Source organism: Methanomassiliicoccaceae archaeon DOK (genome assembly GCA_009911715.1).
GTDB lineage: Archaea > Thermoplasmatota > Thermoplasmata > Methanomassiliicoccales > Methanomethylophilaceae > Methanoprimaticola.
In genome coordinates this window covers 1,872,098-1,889,135 of record CP047880.1, presented here as the reverse complement: position 1 = coordinate 1,889,135, position 17,038 = coordinate 1,872,098, and the positions used below count along the sequence as shown (strand labels likewise).

The 17,038-nt window shown below is 59.4% G+C and carries 15 protein-coding genes; 9 read left to right on the top strand and 6 right to left on the bottom strand.

Features of this window, described 5'->3' with window-relative positions:
- Positions 1-409 precede the first annotated feature (409 nt).
- The 4 genes from JS82_09565 (at position 410) to JS82_09550 (ending at position 4,736) form a co-directional block, all read left to right on the top strand.
- On the top strand, positions 410-703 hold the full coding sequence (locus JS82_09565; protein ID QHK18329.1) for a hypothetical protein: 294 nt from the start codon (positions 410-412) through the stop codon (positions 701-703).
- A 92-nt stretch (positions 704-795) separates the two neighbouring features.
- Positions 796-2,121, top strand: a complete 1,326-nt coding sequence (locus JS82_09560) for a DUF1743 domain-containing protein (protein QHK18328.1) — start codon at positions 796-798, stop codon at positions 2,119-2,121.
- Positions 2,122-2,174: 53 nt separating this feature from the next.
- The gene (locus tag JS82_09555) at positions 2,175-3,353 is read left to right on the top strand and encodes an acetyl-CoA C-acyltransferase (protein ID QHK18327.1); all 1,179 of its coding nucleotides are present in this window, start codon (positions 2,175-2,177) and stop codon (positions 3,351-3,353) included.
- A gap of 153 nt (positions 3,354-3,506) precedes the next feature.
- On the top strand, positions 3,507-4,736 hold the full coding sequence (locus JS82_09550; protein QHK18326.1) for a M20 family metallo-hydrolase: 1,230 nt from the start codon (positions 3,507-3,509) through the stop codon (positions 4,734-4,736).
- A 32-nt stretch (positions 4,737-4,768) separates the two neighbouring features.
- Here the strand turns inward: JS82_09550 and ftsY are convergent, their stop codons facing one another.
- The 4 genes from ftsY to priS all read right to left on the bottom strand — a co-directional run bounded on the left by ftsY (position 4,769) and on the right by priS (position 8,005).
- Positions 4,769-5,959, bottom strand: a complete 1,191-nt coding sequence (gene ftsY / locus JS82_09545; protein QHK18325.1) for a signal recognition particle-docking protein FtsY — start codon at positions 5,957-5,959, stop codon at positions 4,769-4,771.
- An 11-nt stretch (positions 5,960-5,970) separates the two neighbouring features.
- Positions 5,971-6,402: a prefoldin subunit alpha gene (pfdA, locus tag JS82_09540; protein ID QHK18324.1), complete on the bottom strand. Its 432-nt coding sequence runs from the start codon at positions 6,400-6,402 to the stop codon at positions 5,971-5,973.
- A 2-nt stretch (positions 6,403-6,404) separates the two neighbouring features.
- Positions 6,405-6,629, bottom strand: coding sequence for a 50S ribosomal protein L18a (locus JS82_09535; GenBank protein QHK18323.1), 225 nt, complete (start codon positions 6,627-6,629; stop codon positions 6,405-6,407).
- Positions 6,630-6,775: 146 nt separating this feature from the next.
- Positions 6,776-8,005 (bottom strand): DNA primase catalytic subunit PriS, encoded by a 1,230-nt coding sequence (gene priS, locus JS82_09530; GenBank protein ID QHK18322.1) that lies wholly within the window; start codon positions 8,003-8,005, stop codon positions 6,776-6,778.
- 113 nt (positions 8,006-8,118) lie between these two features.
- Between priS and JS82_09525 the strand changes: the two genes are divergently transcribed.
- From JS82_09525 to JS82_09510, 4 genes are all read left to right on the top strand, one after another.
- Positions 8,119-8,955 (top strand): metal-dependent hydrolase, encoded by an 837-nt coding sequence (locus JS82_09525; protein ID QHK18321.1) that lies wholly within the window; start codon positions 8,119-8,121, stop codon positions 8,953-8,955.
- 5 nt (positions 8,956-8,960) lie between these two features.
- On the top strand, positions 8,961-9,707 hold the full coding sequence (locus JS82_09520; protein ID QHK18320.1) for an MBL fold metallo-hydrolase: 747 nt from the start codon (positions 8,961-8,963) through the stop codon (positions 9,705-9,707).
- A 94-nt stretch (positions 9,708-9,801) separates the two neighbouring features.
- Positions 9,802-10,662 (top strand): M48 family metalloprotease, encoded by an 861-nt coding sequence (locus JS82_09515; GenBank protein QHK18450.1) that lies wholly within the window; start codon positions 9,802-9,804, stop codon positions 10,660-10,662.
- Positions 10,663-10,873: 211 nt separating this feature from the next.
- Positions 10,874-12,190, top strand: coding sequence for a DUF4143 domain-containing protein (locus tag JS82_09510; protein ID QHK18319.1), 1,317 nt, complete (start codon positions 10,874-10,876; stop codon positions 12,188-12,190).
- A gap of 8 nt (positions 12,191-12,198) precedes the next feature.
- On the opposite strand, the gene JS82_09505 is transcribed toward JS82_09510, so the two are convergent.
- Positions 12,199-13,491, bottom strand: coding sequence for a bifunctional hexulose-6-phosphate synthase/ribonuclease regulator (locus tag JS82_09505; GenBank protein QHK18318.1), 1,293 nt, complete (start codon positions 13,489-13,491; stop codon positions 12,199-12,201).
- Between the two features lie 292 nt (positions 13,492-13,783).
- The gene (locus tag JS82_09500; GenBank protein ID QHK18317.1) at positions 13,784-15,406 is read right to left on the bottom strand and encodes a radical SAM protein; all 1,623 of its coding nucleotides are present in this window, start codon (positions 15,404-15,406) and stop codon (positions 13,784-13,786) included.
- 216 nt (positions 15,407-15,622) lie between these two features.
- Between JS82_09500 and JS82_09495 the strand changes: the two genes are divergently transcribed.
- On the top strand, positions 15,623-16,984 hold the full coding sequence (locus JS82_09495; GenBank protein ID QHK18316.1) for a malate dehydrogenase: 1,362 nt from the start codon (positions 15,623-15,625) through the stop codon (positions 16,982-16,984).
- Positions 16,985-17,038 lie beyond the last annotated feature (54 nt).

The window sequence follows — 17,038 nt, the reverse complement described above, 5'->3', positions numbered from 1 at the left end:
TCTACGGATCATGAAGATCTTTCGTTCAGGAGGAACGGCTTAAGTCCGATTCCGTATTTTTTATCTTCTATATCCATCATCTTTGTTTGTGCTCCATCGGAAAACATGTTGGAGTTTTTTTTTCGCTTTCTGGATTCGTTCAGGAGTTCGGCTCTTATCGGAGCCTTTTATATCAAAAAAGAGTTACCGAATCCAACCACAGGAGTGTACTTCAATGAAAGGTTGGTTGGTCATCGGAGCCTGCGTCCTCGGAATTCTCGCATTCATGGGACTTCTGGCCCTTATCGGCAGCATGTGAAAACAGGCTGCATACCCTTTTCCCGTTTCCAGTGGAAATGGAGGGGTGGGGGGCTTGTCAATAAAATTCCACCCCTATTCTTAATATAATGAGTCGAAGACAGCGGCCGGTATGGTCGGAATCAGCAGATACACGGTCTTGGGACTGTCCGTGGTACTCATAATCGGTTCCTTCGTGCTCCTGTCGGATCCTGACAGCGTTTCATATGACTATAGAGGGATAGTAAGCGATGTAAGCGAGAGCACCAACGGATTCGTATTCCATATCCATACTCCGGATCAGGAGGACATAAGGTGCTTCTCTTACGAAAGACCCGTCGAACTCGGTTTCTACGCTGTTTCCGGTGAGATGTCTGATGACGGGAATATATTCTTCGTGTCGTATCTATATAATCTCGATGTATGAAAACCGTTGAAGATATAGGAAATGTTCATCGGATTCACGAAGGTGAAAAGATAGTATTTTTAATGTGTAAATGAAGTCAACTTTCGTTTTTTATGTTCGTAGCAGTAGACGACACGGATTCGATGAAAGGGAACTGCACAACGTTCCTGGCAACCGAGATCATCCGGGAGTTCCCGGACCTGGACCTAATCGGGAATCCGCGTCTCGTTCGACTGAATCCCGCCACCCCCTGGAAGACCAGAGGGAACGGCGCGTTGGTGCTCAGGTTCGGAAGAGGTTCCGGACCGAAGAGGTTCATCGGCGTCATCGGCGGCAGGGACATCTACTGCTATGACAGCTGCACCTCCTTCGAGCCGGATCCCGAAGAGATGAGAAGGAGGATCATCCCCCACATCGAGGCGCACAACGAGGAGGACTCGGATCCGGGTCTCCTCATCTCACGCGTGAAGCCCTCCCAGTCATTCTACTGGAGGGGTGTCCGCACGATCATGGACCGTGGCGAGGTGGATGCGGAGATATCGAGGATCGGCGGTCTCACATACACGATCCGCAAAGGTCGCGGACTCGTCGGATGCACATGCGGCATGGCATGGAGGCCGAGGGACAGCACCTTCGAGCTCCTCTCCTACCGTCCCGAGTCCAGATGGGGCACCGAGAGGGTGTACGTCCCCGAGACGATAATGGAGGTCGAGCACGGATATCCATCCACCTTCAACAGCTGGGAGGACAGGACCGGCAAGGTCGCCATGGTCCCATCCACCCCGTGTCCTGTGATGTACGGTCTCCGCGGTGACAGCGAGGAGGATCTGATCGAGGCATCCAAGATCATCAGGACCGAGCCGCTCGACAGATGGGTGGTCTTCCTGACGAACCAGGGCACCGACGACCACATCATCCACAACCCGAAGGTCCTGATCCCCAACCAGTCGTACATCCTGACAGGTACGGTGTCCTCCAGGACGAGGCACATCGAGGGCGGACATGTTTTCTTCGATCTCGACACCAGATTCGGAACCGTGACATGTGCGGCGTACGAGCCCTCCAAGGAGTTCCGCTTCATGGTGGACTGGCTGTCTCCGGGGGATGTAATCGAGGTCGTCGGGGAGCTGAGGGACGAACCCCGTACCCTGAACCTGGAGAAGGTGCATGTCATCTCGACGGCGAGAGAGCTCAGGAAGGTCTCCAATCCCATATGCCCCATATGTTCCCGTACAATGAAGTCCACGGGCAGCGGCAAGAAGTTCAAGTGCAAGAAGTGCAAGACCAAATCCTACTCGCCGGTGATGGAGGATGTCAGAAGGCAGGTCGTTCCCGGATGGTACGAGCCGCCGACCGCGGCCCGGAGGCATCTCTCCAAACCTCTGAAGAGGATGGGTCTGGTCCAGCCGGTTGAGTTCGTCAATGGTCGTAGCTTATAATCGACACTCTTTTATATAAACCGTCTAATCCCGCAGACAGAAGGGAGATTCCCATGGATGAGGCAGTAATTCTCAGCGCAGTAAGGACACCCATAGGAAAATACGGAAAGGCCATCTCCGGATTCAAGGCCACGGACCTCGGTGCGATGGTCGTCAAGGAGGCGGTCAGCAGGGCCGGACTCCAGCCCACTGACATCGAGGAGTGCATCATGGGCAACGTCATCGGAGCCGGACTCGGTCAGAACCCCGCCAGGCAGGCGGCGATCGGAGCCGGGCTTCCGGTGGAGATCGGTTCATTCACAGTCAACGCCGTATGCGGCTCCGGACTCAAATCGGCCATGCTCGCTTCCGACGCCATCAAAGCGGGCGAGTACAACGTCCTCGCCGTCGGAGGCATGGAGAGCATGTCCCAGGCACCCTACCTGCTCCCCGGAGCAAGGTGGGGATTCAGGATGAACGACCAGCCCGCGGTGGACTCCATGGTCCATGACGGACTCTGGGACATCTTCAACAACCAGCACATGGGTTTCACCGGCGAGATCGTCGCAGAGAGGTTCAACGTCACCAGGGAGGACGCCGACCAGCTCTCCGTCGAATCCCATCAGAAGGCCGCAGCGGCCATCAAGAACGGGAAGTTCAAGAACGAGATCCTTCCCGTCACGATCCCCAACAAGAAGGGTGACATCATATTCGACACCGACGAGGGTGTGAGGGAGGACTCCACCATGGAGAGCCTCGGGAAGCTCAAGCCCGTATTCAAGAAGGACGGTATCGTCACGGCGGGTAACTCCTCCCAGCTCAGCGACGGAGCATCGTCCCTCGTCATCGCATCCAGGAAGTGGGCAGAGGAGCACGGCATCAAGCCGATGGCGTCCATCGTCGCCTACGGAGAGAGGGGTGTCAAGCCCGAGTACATCATGGAGGCGCCCATACCCACCACACAGCACGTCCTCAAGAAGGCCGGCATGACCATCGACGACATAGACCTCTTCGAGCACAACGAGGCCTTTGCCAGCGCATCCTGCGCGGTCAAGAAGGAGCTCAACGTCCCCGACGAGATCTTCAACGTCAACGGAGGTGCGGTCGCGCTCGGACACCCCATCGGATGCTCCGGAGCCCGTGTCCTCACGACCCTGCTCTACGCCATGAAGGACAGGAACAAGGAGACCGGACTGGCGACCTTGTGCCTCGGTGGCGGAAACGCGGTCACGATGATCATCCGCAACGAGTGATTGTCAAAGAACAAACCATTTCCAAACCACTTACTTTTCTGTCATCTTTCTTCATGTTCTTTTCTTGTCGGCATCGTCACCATGATGATGGCTGTGCTAATGTTCCGCCATCCAATCGATAAGGGTATCAAGGTTCTGTTGGATTCACGTGGCATGAGATCCCTGGAAGAGACGCTTGAGAAGGTCGAAAGCTCGTACGATGACATGGTGGACACCATGATCGGCATGATATCCATCCCCGCCCTGGCACCGGTCAACGGCGGAGACGGTGAGGGCAGGAAGGCTGACTATCTCCAGGGGAAGCTCACGGGGTTCGACTCCGTCCGGAGGTTCGACACACCCGACGACACCGATCCGTCGGTGATGAGGTGCAATATAGTCGCCACGAAGCGTGGCAGGAAGGCCGGAACCGTTTGGGTGATCGCGCATATGGACGTCGTACCTGCCGGAGATCCCGAGAAATGGGACACGCCCCCGTTCGGGCCTGTCTACAGGGACGGGAGGATCTACGGAAGGGGCACAGAGGACAACGGCCAGTCCGTCATCTCGGCGATGTTCGCATCCAGGGCGGTCATCGACCAGGATCTGCAGGGTATGTCGCTGGGGGTCATGTTCGTGGCCGACGAGGAGACCGGCAGCGCCAAGGGAGTACAGTATCTGATCGACCAGGGTCTGTTCTCGGATGAAGACGTCATAATGGTCCCGGACTGGGGGTCTCCCGGCGGATCGATGGTGGAGATCGCGGAGAAGAGCATGATGTGGGTACGCGTCTCCGTGGAGGGCAAGACCACCCATGGTTCCACTCCGGAACAGGGGATCAACGCGTATCGTGTCTCCACGTACCTTCTGGCGGACCTTATGGACAGACTGGCGGAGAGGTACTCAGACAGGGATGAGCTGTTCCTTCCCCCTGTGTCCACGTTCGAACCCACCAAGAGACCTGCTACGGTCGAGAACTTCAACACCATCCCGGGGTACGACGAGTTCTGCATGGACATGCGCATCCTTCCCTCCTACGACACCGACGAGGTGCTTTCCTTCATGAGGGATGTGGCGTCGGAGCATGCCAGCCGCACAGGTGCCGCAATCTCCGTGGACATAGTGCAGAGGGAGGTCTCCGGAAAGCCGTCGTCCGAGGACTCTCCCGGATTGGCGGCCCTCAGGGAGGCCGTTCGCACAGTCACCGGGAACGTACCGAGGGCGGTGGGTGTCGGAGGCGGCACATGTGCCAACTTCTTCAGGCTCAAGGGTCTGGACGCCTACGTCTGGCAGTGCGGCGGAGGGACCCTCCATGCACCGAACGAGTATGTGGAGATGTCCAACCTGATGACCGATGCGAAGGTGTTCGCTACGCTGTACTACAACCTGTGCGTGAAGGGCTGAAAAAAGGGAGTCGGTAAACGGTTTATGACGGGTCAGTCGTCGTTGAACATGCGGTCGATCATCCATTCCGTGTTGAACTTGATGATGTCGTCGTACTCCTGACCGTTGCACACGAACGCTATGGGTTTTCCGATAGTGTGTGCGATGGACAGCGCGGCGCCGCCTTTGGCGTCCGTGTCGATCTTGGTGAGGATCACAGCATCCACTCCGATGGCGGCGTCGAAGACCTTGGCCTGCTCTATCGCGTCGTTGCCGGCCAGCGAATCGCCCACGAACACCTTCAGGTCGGGCTTGGCGATGCGGACTATCTTCTTCATCTCCTCGATGAGGTTGTTGTTCGTCTGCATCCTCCCGGCGGTGTCGATGAGGACGACGTCCTTCTTCTTGGACTTCGCATGCTCGATGGCGTCGAATGCGACCGCCGAGGGATCGGCGTCGTGGGCCTGTTTGACAATCTTGCAGCCGAGCTTCTCGGAATGAATGGTGAGCTGCTCGATCGCCCCTGCCCTGAATGTGTCGCAAGCGGCCATGACGACGGTCATGCCCTGGTCCTGGACACGCTTGGCTATCTTCGCGATCGCGGTGGTCTTACCGGTCCCGTTGATGCCGACGAACATGATGACGGTGGGTCTCTCCTGCTCGGCGAGCCAACCGTCGAAGTCGAACTCGTTGATCTTCAGGACATCCCTCACGGCGTCCTTGACGGACATCTCCACGACCTGCTCCAGCGTGTAGGAGCGGTCGTATTTCCTGCCGACCAGGTTCTCGCGGACCCCTGCCTTGATCTCCTCGACGACGGGGTATGCGACATCCGCCTCGAGCAGGATTATCTCCAGCTCGTCGAGGATCTCGTCGAGCGGGTCCTCCTTGATCTTCTTCCCGGAGTCCGAGACCACGGAGGACGAGGGCGCCTCGGGTGCCCTCTTGGCCTCCTTCTTCTCCTGCTTCTTGAGCTTCAGCATCTCCTTCCTGGAGAGCTTCGGCTCCTCCACGGGAGCAGGGGCGGGTGTCGGTTCCGGTTCGGGAGTCCTGACAGGTTCCTCTACCGCAGGGATGTCCTTCACTGGGGACGTTGTCTCCTCGGTCCTCGTGACCTCGGGTGCGGGCTCCGGTGTAGGGGGCTTCTGTTCGGGCTCCTCCGGTTTGTAGACCTTCTCCTCGTCAAGGTGCTTGTCGGCCTTGGAGAAGAGGCTCTTCATCTTGGACTTGAGGGACTCGAACATTGTCGCCACCTTCACTGCATGGAAGCTGCCTGCTGCCTCTGGCTGTATTCCTGCTGGACCGCGGTCGTGATGTTCGTGAGTGCGTTCTGGGCCTCGTTGAGGGCCTCCACGGACTTCTTCAGCGCCTCGGAGATCTCGGTGCTGTTTGCGTCCATGTAATCTACGGAATCCGAGACATCCTTCTCGACGGAGATGTTGGAGCCGATTCCGACGATGACCTTCCTGTTTCCAGTGACCTTGACGGGTATGAAGGTGGATGCTCCAGCGGGCACGAGGATCTCGTCGCCCTCCTTGGCGTCCTTGAAGGCCTTCAGGGACTCTGCGGCCATCGTTACCTCGTCGAGGGAAACACGGAGGACCTGGACCTGGCGGCTGAGCGCCTCGACCCTCTCCTTGTAGGATTCCATCATGGCGATTGCCTGACGGAGCTCGGTGTCGTCCACGTTCACTCACCGATCTGGTACTTGACGACGTGGTTGACGACCTGGTCCGCGGGGATCTCCTCGACGGACGTGATGTCGATCTGCCACCTCTTCAGCTTGTGCTTGCTGCCGATGGTGGACAGGGCCTTCTCCCTGACTGCGGCTTCATCCTCGGCGGCCATCTCGATGGAGAAGGGCTGCCTCTGCCTGGGGTCTGCGTAGTTGCCGGTGACACGGAATGCTTTCATTTTAATTACCTGGATGCGGGATTCCCATCCCATTAATAAACCTTTATGTGAAATCTGACGCGCGTGTTATAAGGGGAGACGTGCCGACAGGGACTCCACACAGGGTCAGCGACACACGGGAATCCCAATGTGCCAGATGTCCGGAATCAGAAGAGCTTCTTCTGGTTCTGGGCCTCGGAGGCGTATCCGAAATCGGCCATCTTCCTGCCGATCAGGAAAACCGCCGCGAACTCGGGGACCTCGGTCTCGCCGTCCAGTGTGAAGCTCTCGCCCTTCATCTCCAGGGTCGCGGGTCTGCGCATGGTGACCTTCACGGGGTCGTCGGAGTACTCGTCGGGCACGGCCATCTGGAGGGGATCGAAGTCCGTGAGCTGCGAGCGCGTGATGGGCGTGACCCTGAGGCCGCTCTTCCCGTGCACAGAGCCAGGCAGGCGGATGAGCCTCTTGATGTCGGCCGTTACGGGTTCGTCGACCTCACCCGACAGCCTGTACGCCACGTCCTCCTTCATGATCTTCACGAGCATGTCCTGGGTGGATTTGGAGAGCATCGCCATGGTGTTCTTCTGGAAGAGGACGCCCCTGGACTTGTTGAGCTCCTCCTGCGCCTTCAGCACCGTGGCGTTGCCGCTGCCCTTGATGCTCGGGTACTCCCTCTTGATGGCCTTCACGTCGGTGTCGCAGAAGTCGTTCACCACGTCCATCAGCCCGTTCCTCATCCTGAGCTTCCATCCGCCTGCGTCCGCAGGGGGTATCAGACGGTCCTTGGCGACGTTCGTCCTGACGCCTGTCCCGGTCACGACCTTGGATGTGGCGACCCTGTTGTAGGGGAAGACCCAGTCTATGTTCAGTCCGGTGCCGGTGATGTAGTCCACCAGCTCCCTCCTCTCGTGGGTCCCCAGCCCCATGACGTCCGGTGTCCTGACGTGGGCGTGGTACCCCCTGCCGCCGGAGAAGGTGATGTGCACCTGGTCCTCCGAGAACCCCAGGTCCCCCAGCAGGAAGGAGTCCACGAGGTTGATCATCTCGGACCTGATCTGCAGGAGCATCTCGGCGTAGGTCATCTGCGCGGCACCCTCGAGATGGTCGGCGTCCAGGTCGAAGATCAGCTCCGCGCCCATCCACTCCTTCTCGTCCATCGTCGGGGCGTCCGGCTTGCGGTAGTAGGACGTGGAGTAGTAGCTGTGGGACGGGACCTGTCCCATCATGAACCTGTGCAGCTCCTGGGGGCTCCCGAATGACATGTGCCTCTGGACGTAGGTCCTGTCGAAGAACATGAACCCGAACTCCCTGCGGGTGAACCTGTCCGGCAGTATCGGCGTGTTCACGCGGTAGTATTTCCTGAAGGCCTTCAGGAGGAAGCGGGCGTTGGAGTCCATCGCGGTTCAAGTCGCCGTGCTCATATTTAATGGGGCGGATGTCCCGTCGATGCTTCCGGACGTGCGTGCCCGCGACCTTGCCTGAAATATAGGAGAGCCGTTATCTTTCAAGCATGGCAGAGCAGGTACCGGTCTACGACAACCATGTGCACATGAGCCCCTCGGGGCGCAACGTGGACGCGCTGAGGGAGTTCGAGGCTGCCGGAGGCACGGGCCTGACGCTCGTGACGCTCCCGCACAGGGAGGTCCCCATCACATGCGGAGCCGACTTCGCCCGCTCGTACGAGGTCACCTACGGGCTCGCCGACAGGGCCAGGGAGGCGACGGACCTGGAGATCAACATCGCGGTGGGCCCCTATCCGGTGCTCCTGATCCACCTCGCCGAGGTCCACGGTCTCGAGAAGGCGGAGGAGATGATGGTCGAGGGGATGGAGGCGGCGGGCAGGGACGTCGCCGAAGGGAGGGCCGTGGCGATCGGCGAGATCGGCAGGCCGCACTTCCCGGTGCCCCAGGAGATCTGGGATGCGTCGAACAGGATCCTTCTCCGCGGGATGGAGATCGCCCGCGAGAACGACTGCCCGGTCATCATCCACTGCGAATCCGAGCCCGGCACGGACCGCTCCCTGGCCGAGATCGCAGACATGGCAGGCCTCGACCGCGGGCTCGTGGTCAAACACTCCTCCCCACCCTGGGTCACCGACGAGGAGACGCACGGCGTCATGCCGTCCATCCCGGCGTCGAAGACCAACATGAGGGAGGCGCTGGCCAAGGGGACGGACAGGTTCATGATGGAGACAGACTACATCGACGATCCGGAGAAGCCTGGCGCGATAATGTCCGTCACCACAGTGCCGAAGAAGGTCAGGGCATGGCTGGCGAACGGCCAGGTGCCGGTGGAGAGCATCCACAGGATATGCGGGGACATCCCCGATTCGCTTTACAAGAGATGATTATCATGGACGCAACCATCACATGTGTTTACGACGAGGGAGCTCTGGAGGACACGCCGCTCATAGGCGCCAAGGGTTTCTCGGTGCTCGTCGAGCGTGACGGGAAGAGGGTGCTCATGGACACCGGCCTCAGGGACAGGTACCTCAAGCACAACCTGGAGAACCTGGAGATCGACCCCGAGTCCATCGACGCCGTGGTGATATCCCAGGCGTACGCCGACAACTGCAGGGCCCTCGACGGGCTCCTGGACATGAGGGAGTCCCCTGTGGACGTCTACGCCCCCGAGGGCCTTTACGCAGGGTCCAAGGGGCTGTTCTCGAACAGCGTGGGGATCTCGGACGACAACCGCGCGAAGGTCAATCTAAGGAACGACGACGGCTGGGTGGAGGTCTTCCCCGGCATCACTCTGACGCCGTTCCACAGCTCCGAGTCCGGGGCCGAGAGGTACCTGGTCGTGGAGGGCAGGAGGCTCAACGTGATCAGCGGACGCGGCATCGACGGCCCCGCACCGGCCATGGACCTGGTCTTCCAGAGGTACAACAGGTATCCCGACGCGTACATAGGCGCCGTCCTGCTTGAGAAGAGGAAGAAGCCGGTCGCCGAGCTGTACGCCACAGACTTCTCGTCGAGGAACTGCAACATAATCAGGCTGAACCACTGCGTCGGCAGGGACGGCATCATGAACCTGAGGACCCATCTCGGACTGCACGGCGTGGACGAGTTCTACGTCGGCACCGTCTACCAGGGATGAACCACGGGCGTCGAAGCATCCCTATGATACCATTAAATACACAATCGTCCAAGTTCGAGTGATTCAAATGCACTGGCGCATAAGAACCGCCGCGATGTTCGCGGCGATGACCGCACTGCTCGTAGTGATAGGAATACTTGTGGGCGGCTACTTCGGGAACTGGACATACGGACTGGCGGTGATGCTCGTCATCTCCGTCGCGTTCAACCTGTTCTCATACTTCGGCTCCAAGAGGATGGCCCTGGCGATGCACAAGGTCCGCATCGTCACCTACGACGAGGAGCCCAGGCTCTACAGGATCGTCGAGAACCTTGCGATGAACGCGGGGCTCCCCATGCCCGAGGTCGGGGTGTCCGAGATGCCGATGCCCAACGCCTTCGCCACAGGGAGGAACCCCAAGAACGCCGCAGTGGTGGCCACCAGGCAGCTCCTGAACCTCCTCAACGACGATGAGCTCGAGGGCGTCATGGCCCACGAGCTGTCCCACGTGAAGAACAGGGACATCCTCGTGATGTCCGTGGCCTCGACGATGGCATCGCTGGTGTCGTACGTCACGCACATGGCCGTCTGGGCCGCGATGTTCAACAACGACGAGAACAACGGAGGCAACCTGCTGGTGGCCATCCTGGCCGACATCACCCTGCCCATCGCAGCCGCACTAATCCAGCTCGGAGTCTCCAGGAACCGCGAGTACCTGGCCGACGAGTCCGGAGGAAGGCTCACGGGAAGGCCCATGGCACTGGCAAGCGCGCTCACCAAGCTGGAGAGCGGATGCTCCGCGAGGACCAACAACTATGACAGCCCCTCGTCCGCGAACATGTGGATCACCAACCCGTTCGGACAGAGGCAGACCCGCGGACTGATCAACATTTTCCGCACACACCCCACGACCCCCGACAGGATCGAGAGGCTCAAGAAGCTCGACGAGGAGCTCAACGGAGTTCACCACTTCTGATCACAAACAGGGGTCGTACGGCCCCTCCTTACCCTTCTGTCACCGCATGTGCCAGGAGGGGATTTTTCCGAGTTTTCCACCGGTGTCCAATTCCGCCATCTTGTGCAGAAATCCATCGCCATCTTGTACAATTTTTCGTCGCCATCTTGTGCAGAAAAGTACCGCCATTTTGTACACAACCATTATCTAACGATAAGCATATAGCAAGTGTATGGGCAGTGGTGCGTACAGGCCGAGGATAGTCGATTCCCAGATTGCCGAGGAGTTGGAAGCAATCGATGCCATCGAGATCAGGGGTGCAAAGTGGGTCGGAAAAACCACAACTGCAGAGCAGTTCTGCAGAAGTGCGGTTTACATGAACGATTCCATGAGATCGGCTCAGAACATTGCTCTGGCGAAGATAATGCCGGCCAAGCTTTTGGAGGGGGAGAAACCCCGTCTCATAGATGAGTGGCAGATGGCCCCCAATATCTGGGATGCCGTTAAGTTCGAGGCGGACCACGGTGACGGGCCGGGGTTGTTCATCCTCACAGGTTCTGTTAGACCTAATACGGAGGGTATACGCGACATAGGCGCCGGACGGTTTTCGACCATTGTGATGCGTACGATGAGTCTGTACGAATCAGGCGATTCTACCGGGGAGGTGAGCCTGAGACAACTGTTCAACAATCAGGAGATATGGGGTGAGTCCAAACTCGACCTCAGTAATGTTGCCAGTATAGTCGTGAGAGGCGGTTGGCCAAGATCATGCGGACGTTCGGACAAGGCTGCCAGAACGATAGTTGGAGCGTACTGCGAAGCACTTCTGAGAACCAATGTGTCGATGCCCTCGATCGGGTCGCCGGACGTATGCTCCGACGAGGAAGACCTAGGCAACATGGAGGTATCCGAGAGAGATATGGAGAAGATGAGGCGCGTTCTCAGATCATTATCGCGCAATTCTGCGTCCCAGGTTTCCATTTCCACGATGCTGGAGGATGTCAACGGTAATCAGAAGATCATGGACAGGAGAGTGCTCTCCAGATATCTCAAAGCTCTACAGGAGATCTATGTCGTGGAAGATCTGCCGGCATGGCTGCCGAAGCTCCGCTCGAAGACCGTCATCCGCAACAGCGATACGCGTCACCTCTCGGATCCCGCTATCGCTGCCTATTTCCTTGATGCCGACGCGGACGATTTGATCAATGATCTGAACACATTCGGCCTCCTGTTCGAATCCCTGGTCGTACGCGATTTGCGTGTCTATGCTCAAGCCAACGGAGGGAAGGTGTACCACTACCGGGATAAGGACGGTCTGGAGGCCGACGCAGTAGTCCACATCTTCGGTGGTCGCTGGGGAGCCATCGAAATCAAACTGGGATCACAGGAGGCGATAGATGCTGGTGCGAGAACCCTTCTCGCCCTGAGAGACAAGGTTAGCGTCGAGATGAAGCCCCCCTCATTCCTCGCGGTGGTTACTGCTGCTGGTTACGCATACACGAGGCCGGATGGCGTCCATGTGATTCCGATCGGATGTCTCAGAGAGTGAGGGCGATGTCACTTGACGGGCTCCCACTTGGCGAGCTCGTTGACCTTGGAGAGCGTCGATCCCCTGTTGATCTCCTCTCTGGTCCTGTTCTCCCTCTCGTGGACGTCCAGTGCGCGGTTGGCAACCTCGACGGCCACCTCCTTAGGGATGACGACGATGCCGCTCTCGTCACCGACGATCCAGTCCCCGGTGCGGACCCTCTGTCCTCCGACCGTGACCTCGATGCCTATGCCCCCGTAGCCCTTCGGCTCGCCGGCACACGGTGCGACGGTGCGTGCGAACGCGGGGAACTTCAGTTCGCGGATGTCGTCGATGTCCCTGATGGCCCCGTCTATGACGATGCCCTTCACGCCCATTACCATCGCCGAGCACGTGGCGAGCTCGCCCCAGACCGCGACCGGGGCACCGCCCACGTCGACGACCAGGATGTCGCCCTCCTTTGCGCGGTCGATGGCCTCCACGGGTTTGGCCCAGTCGCCGTTGGTGGTCTGCACGGTGAGCGCCCTGCCGACCATCCTCTGCCTGTGCTGGAGGGACTGCGGGAGGATGCCGAACATGACTCCCTGCTTGTGGAAGGCGTCGGAAATGTTGCAGGTGGAGACCCTGGAGAACGCCTCGAAGAGGTCCTCCTCCGAGTACTTCTTGGCGAGGTTCGTGTCGACCTTGGCCCCCGACATGGCCTTCTTCACATTCTCGGCGGCTCCCTTGATGTCCTCGGTCTTGATTATCGCTCCTCCGACGATGACGTCTGTCGCGCCGGCCTCGACATACTCCCCGGCGTTCTCGGCGGTGATGCCTCCTGCGACGGCGACCGGTATCGACACGGCGTCGACGATCTTCCTGAGGACGTCTATGGGGGGCTCCTCTCCGCGCATCTGTGTGTCGATGCCCATGTGCATGCAGATGTACGCCGCTCCGAGCTTCTCGACCTCCTTGGCGCGCTGGACCCTGTCTGGGACGTTGATCATGTCCACCATGATCTCCGCGCCGTACTTCCTCCCGGCCATGACGGCCTCCTCGATGGTCGCGTCGTCGGCCAGGCCGAGGACGGTGACGATGTCGGCGCCTGCCTTCGCCATGATCTCGACCTCGAACGAACCGACGTCCATGGTCTTGGTGTCGGCTATGATCTTCCTGTTGGGGAACTCGCGTCTGAGCGCGCGGACGGCCTCGGCCCCCTCGCTCTTGATCAGCGGGGTGCCGGCCTCGATCCAATCGGCACCGCCGTCCACAGCCTCGTGTGCGATGACGATGCTCCTGTTCAGCTGCATTAAGTCGAGTGCGACCTGAAGAACGGGCATGGATGTCTGAACTCCCACACTTTATTTACGGGTTTCCAGAAGGGTGTTCGACGATTGTTGGAGGGTGTGCCACTCAGCTCGCCCGTCTATCATCAGAGATCAGCACGATAAAACGATCATCACCGTGGCATGACATCGTATGCGGTGGTCCATGTTAACTCTGTCGCTCACTAACCCTGGTATGCTTTCCGGGGGCCTTTCCGGTCTTCTTCGATATAAAATGTTATACAACAATCGATTTCATCTATGTTGTGTTATAGCAATTGCCATAAGATAATCGAAAATCAGGAAGTCATTCCACTGATCCGAAGACGACTAGGCCCTTCAGACGGTCCACCACGTTCGGGTCCTCGACGACTCTCAAAAGATCATCGAATCCAGACAGGGGCCTCTCCATGACGATCCGAGACGCACGCTTCTTCCCGATGCCCGGCAGCGATGCCAGGGCGGTCATGGGCTGCGAGTTGATGTCGAACGGATATGTCACGCCCGTTATGGAGCGGTAGCCCCAGTCGGTTATGAAGACATCGTGGAACGTGTCCAGGTCCACCTTGTAGGGGATCCCCACCAGGAGGGGGTAGGAGCCGATCTGCCTGCCGAACGTGGTGTTGCCGTCGTGGATCTCCATGTAGACGTTCCTGAGGACGGTGCTGTACGGGGCGACCCTCTCCAGCATGACCCTGTCGATGTCCGAGCGGACCTCCTCCTTGAACCTTTTGAACCTGCGCTGGTCCACGCGCACCTCGAACTCGCGCCTGACGGGCAGCACCTGCCGTATGTTGATGCGCCTGACCATCAGCCCCTCGTCGCGCACCGCGCGGAGCAGGTCCATGTCCATCCTGTAGGTGTCGGCGGTCTCCCCGTCCAGTCCGCACACGATGTTGATGCCCGGCAGCAGCCTGGGGAGTCCGTTCGGACCTCTCCCGCCGCCGATCCTGTTGATCGCCCTGACGGCGTCGAGCACCTGCTCCGACGTGCTGTTCAGGTTGTTCTCGATGACGACCCGCGGATCCGCGGTCTCCATCCCCAGCGCCAGGACGTTGCCGTCGGTGCAGCGATGTGCCAGCGTCTCCAGGACACGCTCGGATTCCTCGGGGTATGTCGATATCACGGCGGCGTTGGCGTTGTCGACATGCAGAACGTCGAACTCAAGCGCGTCAAGCCCTTCGAACAGGTCCGACACGGCCTCCGGGTCGGGGCGCGGCACTGGGGAGTCGTCCTCGGAGCCGTATGACACTATGCAGGTCTGTCCGCCGACCCTGAGGTTCCTGACCCCCAGCTTCCTGAGTCTCTCGGCCTCGGCGATTATGTCGGAGGGGGATCTCATCAGCGGCCTCCCCTTGAGCGGCTCTATGCAGTACGAGCAGCCTCCCGTGGACCATCTGTGGCACCCGCGGTAGGACTCAACCTCGGCTATCAGCGGCTGGGGGAAGTCCTGGTGCTGCTTCACGATGTCCGCGCCCAGCAGCATCCAGCGGTTCCACTCGTCCAGGGTGCGGTACCTCTCGCCGACCTCCTTCCCGCACATCCCGTCGTACAGGGATGCCGCCAGGTCCTTCCTGATCACGAAGTCGAATCTCCCGGCGATTTCCGTGTCCGCGGCGGACCCCCCGATGAGGCGCCAGCCGGAGAGCTTCGGGAAGAGCGCCTCCAGCTCCTTCACGGACATGGGCATGGAGCGCAGGTACTTCCCGGGGACTGTGTTCCCGGACATGATGACGCTCACGTCAGCCTGAGGCAGCTTCGCTCCGCGGCGGACCATGTCTATCGTGACGTACTCCACTCTGTCGGCGCCGGCGTCCAGAGCCGCGCCTGCGATGGCGCGGATGATAGGTGAGATGTACGGCGGTACGCCGAGTGCCGCCGGGTCGTCGATGTAGCCGTCCACGAGGAGGACGGTAATCTCCCTGCCCATGCCTGTTGATTGTGGATATCGTATAAAGGGAAGCCCCCGAGGGTCTGGACAATCTGTTTCATGGTGCATTCTCCAAGATGCCCACGATGTGGATTTCTCGATGCCGGCGCCATTCGAATTGCACCCAGTACGCTCATTATAAATAATGTAAGACATATGACGAGATTTAGAATTCGAAGTAATTCTACGAATTTCGTAGAAACTGAGGTGAAATTTATGGTAAACGAGAAGGAAATGACAGTCGAGGAGCGTCTCGAGCTCGCGAAGAAGCCCGGAAAGGACGCAATGGTCATGCACAAGTTCTACGGCGGGAAGATCGAGACCGTCCCGAAGGCCTGCGTCAGGTCCTTCGACGACTTCGCCATCTGGTACTCCCCCGGAGTGGCCGAGCCCTGCAAGGACATCGCGGCCAACCCCGACATGGTGTACGAGCACACCTGCAAGTGGAACACCGTCGCCGTCGTGTCCGACGGTACCCGTGTCCTGGGACTCGGCGACATCGGGCCCGAGGCCGCCATGCCCGTCATGGAGGGTAAGGCCATGCTGTTCAAGTACCTCGGAGGTGTGGACTGCGTCCCGATCTGCCTCGACACCAAGGACCCCGACAAGATCATCGAGACCGTCAGGCTCATCGCGCCGTCCTTCGGAGGAATCAACCTCGAGGACATCTCCAACCCCAAGTGCTTCGACATCCTGGACGAGCTTAGGAGGGACTGCAAGATCCCCGTCTGGCACGACGACCAGCAGGGAACCGCCACCGTCGAGGTCGCCGGGGCCATCAACGCCATGAAGCTCGTGGGCAAGAAGCTCGAGGAGGCCAACATCACAGTCATCGGAGCCGGTGCAGCGTCCATCGCCATAGCCAGGCTGCTCCTCGCGACCGGATTCAGCCCCAAGAACATGTGCATGTGCGACTCCAAGGGAATCCTGAACCTCTCCAGGGAGGACGTCAGGAAGGACTTCAGGCAGAAGTGGGAGATCTGCGAGAAGACGAACGGAGCAGGCAAGTCCGGAGGCATCAAGGAGGCCATGGAGGGCGCCGACATCGTCATCGCCGCGTCCAAGCCCGGCCCCGGGACGATCCCCGCCGACTACGTCAAGCTCATGGCGGACGACCCCGTCATCTTCGCCACCGCCAACCCCGTGCCCGAGATCTGGCCCTGGGAGGCGAAGGAGAACGGCTGCAAGGTCTTCGCGACCGGAAGGTCCGACTTCCCCAACCAGGTCAACAACTCCATGGGATTCCCCGCCATCTTCAGGGGAGTGCTCGACGTGAGGGCCAAGACCATCACGGACGAGATGTGCATCGCCGCGGCCACCGAGCTCGCCAAGTGCGCCGAGGAGAAGGGACTCTCGGAGGACTACATCATCCCCAACATGTCCGAGACAGAGGTCTTCCCCAGGGAGGCCGTCGCCGTCGCCCTCAAGGCCCAGGAGCAGGGTGTCGCCAGGCTCAAGCTCAGCAGGCAGGAGCTGTTCGACAGGGCAACCTTCATGATCAACAGGTCGAGGAACCTCACGGCCAAGATGATGGAGGACGGATTCATCCCTGACTGCGGACCCGCGTTTGAACAGTGAAACTATAATAAAACGGGGGCTTTGCCCCCAATCAATATTTTAAACTCAAGGTTG